This window comes from Aureimonas sp. AU12, from assembly GCF_001463705.1.
In the GTDB taxonomy this organism is placed as follows: Bacteria; Pseudomonadota; Alphaproteobacteria; order Rhizobiales; family Rhizobiaceae; genus Aureimonas.
The window spans coordinates 109,565-122,933 of sequence record NZ_BBWH01000020.1; the positions used below are offsets into that span (position 1 = coordinate 109,565).

Annotated in this window: 9 protein-coding genes; 6 read left to right on the forward strand and 3 right to left on the reverse strand. The window is 71.6% G+C overall.

The genetic code is table 11. From position 1 onward, the window contains the following. The first annotated feature begins 449 nt into the window (after nucleotides 1-449). The 4 genes from AUL33_RS07505 (at nucleotide 450) to AUL33_RS07520 (ending at nucleotide 7,345) form a co-directional block, all read left to right on the forward strand. A complete protein-coding gene (locus AUL33_RS07505) occupies nucleotides 450-2,237 on the forward strand; it encodes a DUF3369 domain-containing protein (RefSeq protein ID WP_082652407.1) in 1,788 nt (595 codons plus the stop codon). Then, nucleotides 2,234-2,962, forward strand: a complete 729-nt coding sequence (locus tag AUL33_RS07510; protein ID WP_062206028.1) for a response regulator — start codon at nucleotides 2,234-2,236, stop codon at nucleotides 2,960-2,962. Before AUL33_RS07505 ends, AUL33_RS07510 begins: the two co-directional genes overlap by 4 nt. A 121-nt stretch (nucleotides 2,963-3,083) precedes the next feature. Next, nucleotides 3,084-5,657, forward strand: coding sequence for a HAMP domain-containing sensor histidine kinase (locus tag AUL33_RS07515; protein WP_062206031.1), 2,574 nt, complete (start codon nucleotides 3,084-3,086; stop codon nucleotides 5,655-5,657). Beyond that, nucleotides 5,654-7,345: an ABC transporter substrate-binding protein gene (locus tag AUL33_RS07520; RefSeq protein WP_062206034.1), complete on the forward strand. Its 1,692-nt coding sequence runs from the start codon at nucleotides 5,654-5,656 to the stop codon at nucleotides 7,343-7,345. The genes AUL33_RS07515 and AUL33_RS07520 overlap by 4 nt, the downstream gene beginning before the upstream one ends. A gap of 24 nt (nucleotides 7,346-7,369) precedes the next feature. On the opposite strand, the gene AUL33_RS07525 is transcribed toward AUL33_RS07520, so the two are convergent. From AUL33_RS07525 to epmA, 3 genes are all read right to left on the reverse strand, one after another. Continuing rightward, nucleotides 7,370-8,944: an ABC transporter substrate-binding protein gene (locus AUL33_RS07525; protein ID WP_062206037.1), complete on the reverse strand. Its 1,575-nt coding sequence runs from the start codon at nucleotides 8,942-8,944 to the stop codon at nucleotides 7,370-7,372. Between the two features lie 381 nt (nucleotides 8,945-9,325). Next, nucleotides 9,326-10,375 (reverse strand): lysine-2,3-aminomutase-like protein, encoded by a 1,050-nt coding sequence (locus AUL33_RS22755; RefSeq protein ID WP_062206040.1) that lies wholly within the window; start codon nucleotides 10,373-10,375, stop codon nucleotides 9,326-9,328. After that, nucleotides 10,372-11,424: an EF-P lysine aminoacylase EpmA gene (gene epmA, locus AUL33_RS22760; RefSeq protein WP_062206044.1), complete on the reverse strand. Its 1,053-nt coding sequence runs from the start codon at nucleotides 11,422-11,424 to the stop codon at nucleotides 10,372-10,374. The genes AUL33_RS22755 and epmA overlap by 4 nt, the downstream gene beginning before the upstream one ends. A 162-nt stretch (nucleotides 11,425-11,586) precedes the next feature. Here epmA and efp point away from each other — a divergent pair, with 162 nt between their 5' ends. Beyond that, nucleotides 11,587-12,156 carry an elongation factor P gene (gene efp, locus AUL33_RS07540; RefSeq protein WP_062206047.1) on the forward strand — a complete coding sequence of 190 codons (570 nt, stop codon included), beginning with the start codon at nucleotides 11,587-11,589 and terminating at the stop codon, nucleotides 12,154-12,156. 101 nt (nucleotides 12,157-12,257) lie between these two features. Then, nucleotides 12,258-13,367 (forward strand): hypothetical protein, encoded by a 1,110-nt coding sequence (locus AUL33_RS07545; protein WP_062206050.1) that lies wholly within the window; start codon nucleotides 12,258-12,260, stop codon nucleotides 13,365-13,367. Nucleotides 13,368-13,369: the final 2 nt, after the last annotated feature.

Below are 13,369 nucleotides of genomic sequence, written 5' to 3' on the forward strand. Positions count from 1 at the left end.
CTCGTGAACTCGTCAACTGGTATCATGAGTTTGCTTCGGTGCGATCGTGAGGGATGATGACGCATACCCGCGACCTTCGGGTGCCGACGGGATCGTGGCGCCGTGTTGCTTGCGATCGGCTCCACCACCGGCGGATGCCGGGTGGCGCCGACCACAACTGCGGGTTCGACTGCGACGACGCGGTCGGGCTCGCCGCGTGTACGGGGGATCAGCGGCGAGCGCTGACGTCCCGTGATCTCGAGCCGGGAGCCTCACGGACCGATGCCGAGGCTCTCACCCGGGGCGCGCGGGGCGAGAGATGGAAAGGGCGGAAGGGGAGACCGCCGGCAGTTTCGGGAACGACAGAGTGTCATTTTTGGCGGGAGGCGTTGAGGGGCGCGCGGGGACGTGGTTGAATGATGACGGCAAGCAGCAACCTGGAGACGAGGCCGCGGCCGGGATCGTTCACGATGCGGGACGAATGGATCAGTTTTGCGCCTGCCAGCGTCGCTCCGGCGCCCGCTCCCGGCGTGGCCGGATGGAAGCTTCTCATCGTCGACGACGACCAGGCGGTGCATGACGGCACGCGCTTCGCGCTGCAGAATTTCGCGCTAAACGGACGCCGGCTGCAGCTCATCGGCGCCCATTCGGCGGCCGAGGGCTTCGACCAGCTGGCCCGCCATCCCGACACGGCGGTGATCCTGCTCGACGTGGTGATGGAGAGCGACGATGCCGGGCTGCAACTCGCGCGGCGCATCCGGTCGGAACTTGGCAACGAGCTCGTGCGCATCATCCTGCGCACCGGTCAGCCGGGGCAGGCGCCCGAGCACAAGATCGTCGTCGACTACGACATCAACGACTACAAGGCCAAGACCGAGCTGACGGCCGAGCGCCTCTTCACCACGCTGACGGCGGCGCTGCGCTCCTACGACCAGCTGCGCCGCCTCGACGACACGCGGCGCGGGCTCGAGCACATCGTCTCGGCCTCGGCCGGTCTCTTCAGCGAGCCCTCGCTCGAAGGGTTGGCCTTAGGCGTCCTGCACCAGCTGGGCGCGCTGCTGCGCCGGGAGACGGCCGGGATCGTGGCGATCCGCCGGGTGGGCGAGCGCGAGCCCCGCGTCCTGGCGCGCTCGGGCGACTTTTCGCCGGGCGACGGAGCCGAGCCCGACCTCGCGCCCCTCTTCGGCCGGCTCGATGCGGCGGGCGCCGGGGTCTATCCGGGGCGGCACACGCATCTCCTGCTGCGCACCGGCGACGGCTCGGACATCCTCGTGGTGCTGGAGGCCGGCGCGGCGCTGAGCCCGGCCGAGGTCTCGCTGCTCTCGGTGTTCCGCGCCAAGCTCGCCATCGCCTTCGACAATGCGCGGCTGCACGACGCGCTCCTGACCGCCAACGAGGCGCTGGAGGAGAGGGTGCGCCGGCGCACCGCGGAACTCGCCGCCTCGAACGAGCGGCTGGAGGCGCGCGAGACGCAGCTCAAGCGCGTCAACGCCTTCAAGAACGAGATCCTCGGCACCATCGCCCACGACCTGAAGAACCCGCTCGCGGTGATTCTCGGGCGGGCCGAGATGCTGCAGGCGCTCGCCGACCGCCTCGGGGAAGGGGTGGGCGAGGATGTGGCCGAGCCGTTCCGCGTCGAGATCCGCCACGTGCGCGGCGCCGCCGAGCGGCTGACGCGCGCCGTGGACCGCTCGATGGCCGACGCGATGGCCGATGCGATGGACATCGCCGTCGAGGCGCGCGTCGTCGATCTCGGGCCCCTCGTTGCCGAGATCGTCGAGCGCAACGCCGGGCTCGCCGCCGCCAAGTCGCAGAACGTTCGCCGGCGCATCGCGGCGCCGCTCTGGGCCTTTTGCGATCCCGACCGGATCGCCGAGGCGATCGACAATCTCGTCGGCAATGCCGTGAAGTACACGCCGGCGGGCGGCACGATCGAGATCACCGCCGAGGTGCGCGAGGGGGGCATCGCCATCGGCGTCTGCGACAGCGGGCCGGGTCTTCGGCCCGACGACCTCCTGCGCCTCTTCGGCCGGTTCCAGCGCCTCTCGGCGCAGCCCACCGGCGGAGAGAGCGCCACGGGCCTCGGCCTCTCGATCGCCCGCAAGATCGCCGAACTGCACGGCGGGCGGATCGAGGCCGCCGAGACCGGACCGCTCGGCGGCGCCCTGTTCACGCTCGTACTGCCGCCACCGCCGCCGTCCGTCTTCGAACCCGCCGCGTCGCGCGGCTCTCCGCCAACCCGGATCGCACCGCCATGAGCGAACCCCTGATCGTCGTGGTCGACGACGAAGAGCCGATCCGCGCCATGATCGGCGACTACATCGGCATGAACGGTTTTTCCGTCGCGCTCTGCGACGGGGGCGCCAGCTTTCGCGCGTTCCTGACGCGCCAGACCCCGGCGCTCGTGGTGCTCGATCTCAACATGCCCGGCGAGGACGGGCTGTCGATCGTGCGCTTCCTCAAGTCCGAGACCACGATTCCCGTGGTGATGCTGACGGCGACCGCCAGCCTCGTCGACCGGGTGGTGGGGCTGGAGCTCGGCGCCGACGACTATCTCGCTAAGCCCTGCGAGCTCCGCGAACTTCTCGCCCGCATCCGCTCGGTGCTGCGGCGTGCCGGCACGGCCGCCGCCGGTGCCGCCCCGGCGGCGGGGAATGGGGCGGCCGAAGCGCGCCGGCGCGTGCGCTTCGGCACCAAGTGGCTCGACCTCGAGGCCCAGCTGCTCCTCGACGACGCGGGCAGCTCGACGCAGCTCGTGCACAGCGAGTTCAGCCTCCTCAAGGCCTTCGCCGAGAACCCCCGCCGTGTGCTCTCGCGCGAGCGGCTGCTCGATCTCGCCAGCGCGCGCGACACCGACGCCTTCGACCGGGCGATCGACGTGCGCATCACCCGCATCCGTCGCAAGGTCGAGCCCGATCCCCAGCATCCGACCGTGATCCGAACCGTGCGCGGCTCCGGCTACATCTTCTCGCCCCATACCTGACCTCGGCGAGGCGATCGGTGTTGGATCGACGGCGACGACGTTCGAGGCCACGCGAAATCTGCCGGAAACATCGCTGCGCCAGAAAGAGCCGCCCGATCCCGCCAGCAGACGGCCTCGCTCCATGTCCTCAACGCCCTCCCGGCTTCCCGTGATCGACCCGCCCGCGAAGGGCCGGGAGCGCGCGAAGGGGCCTATCGCCCTGCCGTTCGCGTCGGGGGGGGAAGCACAGACCGCCGGGGACGGCGACACGAGCGACACGGCCGCCAAGGGCGAAGAGGAGGCAGAGGGTCCGGCGGATACCGCACCCGCGCCGCCCCCGCCGCGTCCGGCCCGGCGGCGCCCGCGCTGGCGCCACCTGCGGCCGCCGCGTCCGACGATCGCCCAGCGCGTCTTCCTCGTCGGGGCCATTCCCATCCTCAGCATCGCCGCGATCGGGGCGCTGGCGATCGTGCTCCTCGATCGGGCCGATCTCGGACGCGCCGGGGCGCTCGACGCCGCCACGATCTACCGGCAGGTGGTGTCCGGCATGAGCGCGCAGGACGGGTTCGTGGGTGCGGAGGCAAGCGGGCGCGAGCGCTACGCCGCCGCCTTCACCGCGTCGGTTTCGAGCGCGGCGGCGGGCCTGTCGCGCCTCGCCGAGCGCACCGGCGACCCCGCGCAGGCCGCCGCCGTCACCGGCACCCTCTCGACGCTCGACCGCTACCGCGCGCTGATGGCCGACCTGACGGTGGCGACGCAGCGCACCGACGCGCTCGCGGCCTCGATGGACCGCCGGTTGCAGACGCTGATCCTCCTCACCGACGAGGCCCGCCAGCGCCAGAAGCGCGCCAATCTCGATCTCGTCGCCTCGCTCGAGGCGCGCGACGGGCAGTTGAAGCGCCTGCGCGACGTGGTCGAAACCGCACAGGCGCTGCGAAGCGCGCTCGCCGACGGGCTGATGGCAGGCGGGGCAGTGCCGGCGCCCGACCCGTTCGAGGCGGCGCGCATCCGCAACGGCCACGACCAGCTCGCCGAGGCGCTGAACCGGTCGCGCAACGCGGGCGCGGCGGCGTCCGATCGACCCGGCCTGCCGGAGCTCGCCGAGGGCGATGGGCCGGGCGGGCGGGCGCTTCTCGGCTGGCTCGACCGCGAGCTGAAGATCGACGCGGCGGCGCAGCGCTCCCTCCAGTCCGAGATCGCGGACCTCCTCGCCTACACGATCTCGGCGCACGAGACCGAGCAGGCGACGCAGACGATCGCCATCGACACGCTGAAGCTCGGCCGCGCCTCCACCCGCATCATCGCCGGGCGCTCGCCGCCGCAGGTGGCCGGGCTTCTCGCCGTCAGCCGCGCCATCGGCGACAACGTCGCCTCCCTGCCGATCTCGCCGCTGATCCAGACCGAGATGATCGACGCCATGCAGCGCTGGCAGGAGGATCTCGGCGCGATGAAGGAGGGGCTGGCCACACAGAACGGGCTGCTCGTGGCGATGTCGGACACGGCCGGTATCATGCTGCTGCAGGTCTCCGACCTCAACAACGAGCTGTCGGCGCAGGCCGACGAGATCGGCACCGCGGTGCGCCGCATCGGCCTCTTCGGCGGCGGGCTCGCCTTCCTCCTCGCCTCGGCCGGCGGCCTCCTCGTCGCCCGCTCGATCACCGGGCCGTTGCGCCGGCTGGAGACCGGCATGATGGACCGCGCCTCCTCCGGCCGGTCCTCGCCGCTGCCCGATGCCGGCCGGCGCGACGAGATCGGCTCGATGGCGCGCGCCACCAACCGTTTCCTCGCGGAGATCGGCCACCGCGAGGCGGCGCTGCGGCTGGCGGTGGAGGAGGCCGACGACGCGTTGCGGCGCCTGCGCGACACGCAGTCCGAGCTGATCCAGGCCGAGAAGCTCGCCTCGCTCGGCCAGCTCGTCGCCGGCGTCGCGCACGAGATCAACACGCCGCTCGGCGTGGCGCTGACCACCGCCACCACCGTGACCGGCGAGGTAATGCGCTTCGAGGCCGAAACCCGCGAGGGGCGGATCACCAAGGCCGCCTTCGACGATTTCGTCGCGCGCCTCGGCGAGGGAACGCGGCTGACCACCCGCAACGTCGAGCGCGCCGCCCACCTCGTGCAGGCCTTCAAGCAGGTCGCGGCCGACCAGACGAGCGGCGAGCGGCGCTGCTTCTCGCTCGGCGACTTCGCGCAGGACCTCTTCATCAGCCTCGGGCCGATGGGCCGGCGCGGCGGCCACCGGCTGGAGGTCGTCTGCGAGAAGGGGCTGGAGCTCGACAGCTACCCCGGCGCCCTGGCGCAGGTTCTGACCAACCTCCTCTCCAACGCCTATGCCCACGCCTTTCGCGAGCGGACCGGCGGCGCCGTCACCGTGACGATCGCACGCAGCGGCCCGGGCGGCGTGCGCATCCGCTTTTCCGACGACGGGCGCGGCATCGCGGCGGCGGACCGGGCGCGCATCTTCGACCCGTTCTTCACCACCGGCCGGGCCACCGGCTCGACCGGGCTTGGCCTTCACATCGTCTTCAATCTCGTCACCGCGACGCTCGGCGGCTCCATCGCGGTGGGCAGCGAGGTCGGGCGCGGCACGACCTTCACGCTCGACCTGCCGATCGAGGCGCCCCGCCACGACCCGGCGGCAACCCTCACCGACGAGGCGCCCGCCGAGCCTGCCCCTGCCGCCGCAGGGCGCACCCAAACGGGAGAGCCCCGATGAGGCCGATCCTCGCCCCGGCGAAACCGGTTCGCAAACGCCCGCGCCGGCTTGCCGGGTGGCTGGCGAGCGCGCTTCTCGCCGTCACCACGCTGGTTCCGGCGACCGCCGCCGCCAAGACCTTCGTCTTCTGTTCCGAAAGCAATCCCGAGGCGATCAACCCGCAGCTGGCGATCACCGGCACCGCGATGGATGCGGCACGGCCGATGTTCGAGACGCTCGTCGAGTTCAAGCCGGGCACGACCGAGATCCAGCCGGCGCTCGCCACCGCATGGGAGATATCGCCGGACGGGCGCGACTATACGTTCCACCTGCGCCAGGGTGTCGCCTTCCACGCCAATGACGAGTTCACCCCGACGCGGCCACTGACCGCCGCCGACGTCGTCTTCTCGATCGAACGGCAATGGCGCGCCGACAATCCGTTCCACACCGTGTCCGGCCCGCGCTTCGACTATTTCGCCGATGCCGGCTTTTCCGATCTTCTCGAAGCGGTAGAGGCGCCCGATCCCCACACGGTCCGCATTCGCCTCAGGCGCGCCGAGGCGCCGTTCCTCGCCAACCTGACGATGCCGTTCCTCTCGATCCTCTCGGCCGAATATGCCGAGGCGATGCTGCGCCGGGGCACGCCCGACCACATCGACATCCGCCCGATCGGCACCGGGCCGTTTCAGCTCGTCGATTTCCGGCCGAACGTGATGGTGCGCTACCGCGCCTTCGAGCACTCTTGGCGCGGTCGCCAGCCCATCGACACGCTGGTCTTCTCGATCACCCCCACCGCCTCGGCGCGGCTGACGAAGCTCTCGTCGGGCGAATGCCACATGAGCGCCTATCCGAGCGCCGAGGACATCCGGGCCATCCGCGCCCATCCCGCGCTGAAGCTCTACGAGAAGCCGGCTTTCAACATCGGCTATCTCGCCATCAACACGACCCGCCCGCCCTTCGACGACCCCCGCGTGCGCCGCGCGCTCAACCTCGCGATCGACCGCCCGGCGATCCTCGCCGCGATCTACGGCGACAGCGCCGTTCCCGCCGTGAACCCGCTGCCGCCGACGCTCTGGGCCTATGACGAGACCGCCGAGCCCGACCCCTACGACCTGCCGCGCGCCCGCGCGCTGATGCGCGAGGCCGGGTTCGAGGACGGTCTCGACGTCGATCTCTGGTACCTGCCGGTGTCGCGGCCCTACAATCCCGACGGGGCGGGCGTCTACGCGATGATCGCCGCCGATCTCGAGAAGCTGGGTATCCGCACCTATCCGCGCACGGCCGACTGGAACACCTACCGGCAGATCATGCAGGACGGCAACGTGACGCTGGCCCTCTACGGCTGGACCGGCGACAATGGCGACCCCGACAACTTCATGAACACGCTGCTCGGCTGCGCCGCAGCGCGGATTGGGGGCAACAACATCGCCCGCTGGTGCGACCCCGAGTTCGACCGGCGCATCCGCGAGGCGCAGACCGTGTCCGACATCGCCGTGCGGCGCCGGCTCTATGTCGAGGCGCAGCGCATCTTCCGGCAGGCCAGCCCCTGGGTGCCGATCGCCCATTCGGTTTTCGCGGTCGGCGCGCGGCGCGAGGTCCGCAACTTCGTGGTCGACCCGCTCGGCTACCACAACTTCGCCGGGGTCGATCTCGCGGACGAGGATCTGTCCCGCGAAGACCTGCCTCGTGAGGGCGAGCCGGCGAACTGACGGCCGCCGGCCGCCTCGCGGGTCTTACCGCAGCTGCGTCGCGGGTGTCAGCGTCGTGTAGTTCAGGGGGTGGGACACTGCGCCCTCGACGCGCGCCGAGACCGCGTCGAACGTTGTCTCGTGGACGATCGGCACCACCACGCTCTCGTGCACCACGATGCCGGCGACCTCGCGATAGAGCGCGAAGCGCCGTTCGGGATCGTCGTCGGCCCGCGCGCGCCGCAGCGCCTCGTCGATCTCCGGCCGGCAGACATGGGCAAGATTGTAGGAGCCGCCGCAGGCGAAGTCCGCCGCCAGGAAGCCGATGGGCTCGGCAACGTCGGTGAGATAGCCGCGCGACAGGAGCGCCAGGTCGAAATGCCCGGCGAGGAGGTCGGGCTCCAGTCCCGCATAGGTGCCGATCTCGATCTCGACGGCGATGCCGACCTCGGCCAGCGCATCCCGGATCGTCGTCGCGAGATCGGGAAAGTCGGACCGCTCGGAATAGGCGAGGAGGCGCAGGCGCAGGTGTCGCGGCGCGATGCCGGCTTCGCTGAGGAGCAGCCGGGCGCGCGCGGGATCGTAGGGGCTGGGACCGGGTCCCCGCCCGGCGTCGAGATCGGCGAGATCGGGCTGGCGGAACTGTGCGGCCGCATCGGGCTGCGCCTCGTCGGCTGGCAGCCCCCAAGGCTCTCCCGGCCGGAACAGCCCGGCGGCGGGTGGCATCAGGCCGTCGTAGAGCCCGTCCGAGATCGCCTCCCGGTCGATCGCCGCGGCCACCGCGCCGCGAAGACGGGCATCGGCGAGCGGACCGGAGCCGTTGTTGAGCACGAGAAGCGTGAGGCGCGGCGCCGGCACCTCGCGAAGGTCGAGGCCGGGCGTGCGCCGAAGGGTGGAGAAGCTAGCGGTCGGCACGAGGCGCGCGATGTCGGCGGCGCCCGAGGCGACGTCGGCGGCGCGGCTGGTGCCGTTCGGCACGAAGCGGATCCGGGCCTCCGCCAGGGCCGGCGCGCCGCCCCAGTAGTCGGGATTGGCGTGAACGCTCAGCCCCACGCCCGGCTCGACCGCGGTGATCGCGAAGGGGCCGGTGCAATGGCCCACCGGATCGACCCCGTCGCCGCGAAAGGCGGCGGGCGACAGGATCGCCGTCGCCGGGGAGGCGAGATGGGCCGGCAGCACCGCCAGGGGCTCGCGCGTGGTGATGCGCACGGCCATTGGCCCCGCCGGCTCCACGGCGGCGATGAGGCGTGTCGAGAAGGCGCGGGCGGGAACGGCTTCGCGCAACAGATGGTCGAGCGCCAGCGTCACGCTGTCGGCGTCGAGCGGCGCGCCGTCTTGGAACCGGACGCCCGGACGCAGCGCGAACTCCCAGACCGTGGGCGCGAGCCGCCGAAACGACAGCGCCAGCCAGGGTGTCATCCGGCCGCTCTCGTCGACCCGCGTCAGCCCCTCGTAGCAGCCGGCGCGCGCGCCGACATAGGCGTCGTCGGAGGCCATCTGCCAAGGGTTTCCGGGGATCCAGCTCTCGTCGACCACGAGGACATCGGCCGCGCGTGCCGGGCCGACCGCGCCGAGCCCCGACAGCGCAAGCGCAACGGCCGCGACGAGCAGGCGGGACAACCGATATCGCGGGGTCAGCGGCGCCACGCCGGATCCCCTTGCGAGCGGGGCCGGTCGGACACGATCGGCGGGACGGGGGGCCGGTTTGGCCGCCGACGCATTTGGGGCAGCAAGGCCCGGCGGTGGGGACGCGACGGGCCTGCGCATGATGTTCATTTCGGCCCTTCGTGGCCGTGCGAACGGCCTGCAAAGGACGAGGATCGAACGAAACGCGGTCTTTGGCCAGCCCGTTTTTCCAGTTCGTGCGACCGGTGTGCCGCCCGCGCCTCACAGCGATGGCGTTGGGCGCGCCCCGGCAAGGTCGCGGCTCGTCGCGACCGGGTGGAGCCGCCCGGCCGCTCGTTCATGGGGTCGCCGAAACCGTGTGGGCCGGCGCCGGCCTTAGACCTTCGGCGGATAGGCGTGGAGCCGCCCTTCGCGGTCGCGCACGCGCCAGGTCTCGCCGTCGCCGTCGCCGTCGTCCGCGCGCGAGATGGCGGCACGGGCGATCGGCACCTTGCCGTGGCCGCCGGGAATGTCGAGCACGTAGGTCGGCTGGCAGAGGCCGGAGATGCGCCCGCGCAGCGCCTCGACGAGCGCCTGGCCCGTCTCGATCGAGGTGCGCAGATGCGCGGTGCCGGGGGCGAGGTCGCCCTGGTGGAGATAGTAGGGCTTCACCCGGTTCTCGACGAAGGCGCGCATCAGCGCCGCCAGCGTTTCGGCGTCGTCGTTGACGCCGGCCAGCAGCACCGACTGGCTGACCATCGGAATGCCGGCATTCACCAACCGCGCGATGGCGGCGCGCGCGGCCGGGGTGAACTCGGCGGGGTGGTTGGCATGGAGCGCCACGAACACCGCGCCGTCGAAGCGCTTCAGCGCCGCGATGAGCGCCGCGTCGACGCGAGCGGGGTCGACGGTGGGAACGCGCGTGTGCAGCCGTAGGACGCGCACATGCGGGATGGCGGCGAGTTCGGCGGCGATCGCGCCGAGCCGGCGCGGCGAGAGGAGGAACGGATCGCCCCCCGTCACCACGACCTCCCAGATCTCGGGATGGGCGGCGACGTAGCCGAGCGCTGCGGCAAGCTCCGCCTCGGTGAGCGAGCCCGAGCCGCCGGGGCCGACGACCTCGCGTCGGAAACAGAAGCGGCAATAGACCGGGCAGACATGCAGGGGCTTCAGGAGCACGCGGTCGGGATAGCGGTGGACGATGCCGGGCAGCGGCGAATGCACTTCGTCGCCGATCGGATCGGCGCGCTCCTGCGGCGTCGTCAGGAGTTCTTCGGCGCGCGGCAGGAACTGGCGGCCAATGCCATCGTCGGCATGGTCGATCAGTTCGGCCATGTCGGGCGTGACGGCGACCGCGTAGCGCGCGGCGACGCGCTCGAGTTCGGGCAGGCGCGCCGGGTCGACATGGCCGGCGGCGACGAGATCGGCGGGGCTGCGAAGGGTCACGGGCCGGTGTCCGCCACGGGCGTCCAGATCACGTCCTCGACACGCGACGCGCCGACCGCGAGCATCGCCAGCCGGTCGAAGCCGAGCGCGATGCCGCTGGCCTCGGGCATGATCGCGAGCGCTGCGAGGAAGTCCTCGTCGATCGGGTAGCGCTCGCCGTAGACGCGCTCCTTCTCGTCCATCTCCGCCACCAGCCGGCGGCGCTGCTCGGCGGGGTCGGTCAGCTCGCCGAAGGCATTGGCGAGCTCGACGCCGCAGCAATAGAGCTCGAACCGCTCGGCGACGCGGGGATCCCCGGCCTTGCGGCGGGCGAGCGCGGCCTCGGGCACGGGATAGTCGCAAAGGACGCTCGCCCGTCCGAGCCCAAGCGTCGGCTCGACGCGCTCCACCATCACGCGGCTGAAGAGATCGGCCCAGCCGTCGTCCGGCGCGGTGCGCAGCCCGGCCGCCTCCAGCCCGGCGCGAAGGCCCTCGCGGTCGGTCGAGCCGTCGGGCGCGACGGTCGCGAGAAGGTCGATGCCGGCATGACGCTCGAAGGCTTCGGCGACGGTGACGACCTCGATCGGGGCGAGCGGATCGGCCTCGCGGCCCCGGAAGGCGAACCGCGAGCGCCCGCCGATCTCGGCGGCGAGCGCCAGGAGCGCGGCGCAGTCCTCGACCAAGGCCCCGGTGGTCTCGCCGACGCGATACCATTCGAGCATGGTGAACTCCGGATGGTGCAGCGCCCCGCGCTCGCGGTTGCGATAGACCGGGCCGAAGGAGAGGATGCGCCGCTCGCCGGCCGCCAGGAGCTTCTTGCAGGCAAATTCCGGCGATGTATGGAGATAGAGGGTCTGGGGCGCGTGCCCGAGGATTTCGGCCCGCGTCTCGAAGGCCGCGAGATGGGCTTCGTTGCCGGGCGAGACCTGCAGCGCGGCGGCCTCGATCTCGACGAAATCGCGCGCCGCGAACCAGTCGCGAATGCCGCGCGCCATCGCGTTGCGCTTCAGGAGGCGCGGCCGACGGTCGGCATGGACATGCGGGGTCCACCAGGGCGAGGCATCGGTCATGGCAGGCTCGAAGATCCAGGGGCCGGGGTGGGTCCGGGGTGGGCGCCGCGCGGGGAGGACCGGGCGGGAAGCGCTGGCGATCCGGCGCCAGATGGGCTAGGGCGCAGGGGAAGGCCGCCAGAGCCCAGATCCATCAACCCCATCGTGTCAGGAAAACCGTCCGTGAAAGTGATCGCCAGTTCGCTCCGCAAAGGCAACGTCGTCGAACGGGAGGACGGCAAGCTCTACGTCATCCTCTTCGCCGAGAACATCCATCCTGGCAAGGGCACGCCCGTGACCCAGCTCGACATGCGCCGCATCGCCGACGGCGTGAAGGTGTCCGAGCGCTACCGCACCACCGAGCAGGTCGAGCGCGCCTTCGTCGAGGAGCGCGATCACACGTTCCTCTACAATGACGGCGACGGCTACCACTTCATGAATCCCGAGACCTTCGATCAGGTCGCGGTGCCCGAGAGCGTCGTCGGCGATCAGGCGCCCTACCTCATCGAGAACATGGCCGTGCAGGTCTCCATCTACAACGGCGTGGCGATCTCGATCGAACTGCCGCAGCGCGTGACCTTCGAGGTGACGGACACCGAGCCGACCACGAAGGGCCAGACGGCCTCCTCCTCCTACAAGCCCGCGATCCTCTCGAACGGCGTTCGCACCCTCGTTCCCCCGCATATCGCGCCGGGCACGCGGATCGTCGTGATGACGGCCGATGGCTCCTATGTCGAGCGCGCCAAGGACTGATGCGACGACGGGCGGGGAGGGGCGAGAGCGCCGCTTTCCCCGCCGGGACGACGCGGGCGTGACGCCGGTGCGGGCGTGATGGCAGACGGGAAGGGACTTCGATGAGCAACCGGGCGGATCGGCGGGCGACCGCGAAGATCGCGAAACAGGCCGTCAAGCGGGCGCGCACGCCGACCGAGAGCGGCATCCTGCGCGCCGCCGCGGCGTTCGCGGGCGAGGATCTCGTGGGCCTCCTCGGCCCCCATCTCGACGCGGACGATTTCGACGACGCCTGGGCGCGGCTCACCCCGGATCTCCACGACATTCTCGAGGATCGCTTCGGGGAGTTCCAGGCGCAGGCTTATGCCGAAGCCGGGCTCGGAACGCTGGACGCCGCCGAGGCCGGTGAGCGCAGCATTGGGATGGGCGTTCGGCTGTTCCTCTGCCCCGTGGTCGGCGCGCCCGACCGACTGTCGCGCTTTGCCGCCAGCCCGGCCGATCTCGGCCGGCTCGCCGCTTCGCTGCGCGAGTTCGGCGTGGTGCCGGAGACGGGCCGCTGCCTCGTCGTGCCCGGTCTCGTCCCGATCTCGGCCTTCGCGCCCTCCGCCACGACGCCCGGCCGGGTGCGCGCCCTCTACCGGAACCTTCGCGCCCGCCTGATCGAGCCCGAAGGCGCACCGTCCGGCCAGGGTGATGCGGCCGGACTGTCCAACCTCCTCGGAGGGCGTCCCGAGGATGCCGGCGCAGGAGCCGCGTTCGCCGCGCTCGTCGGCATCGAGCTGGTCCCGATGGGCCGTGCGGAGGGGACAGAGGTCCCGGAGGAGGAGCTCGACGCCGAGGATATGGCGCGAGCCGCGGCCCTCGCCTCCTGGCACGATTCCTACGCCGCCGAGGTCGAGGGCGTCGCGATCAGCGCGCCGCTGGACTGGCCGGCCTGCGCCGCCGCGCTCGCCTTCGAAACGGTGCTGGTGCCGATGGAAGCCGCGCGCCTCGCCCGAAAGCTGCCGGACGGGAACCCGGACACGATCCACACCGGACTGTCCGACGATGGCGACCGCGTTTTGGTGTCGGCCGTCTACGGACGTGTCGCGCTCGGGCCGTTCCCGGCCGCCGCCGAACTCGTCTGGTTCGATGCGGACGAGTTCTTCGGCCGGGCCGAGGCGAGTGCCGGGGCGCTCATCGAGCACGATAGCGAACGCGGCGTGATGGAGACGCTTCTCGCGCGTCGCTGAGC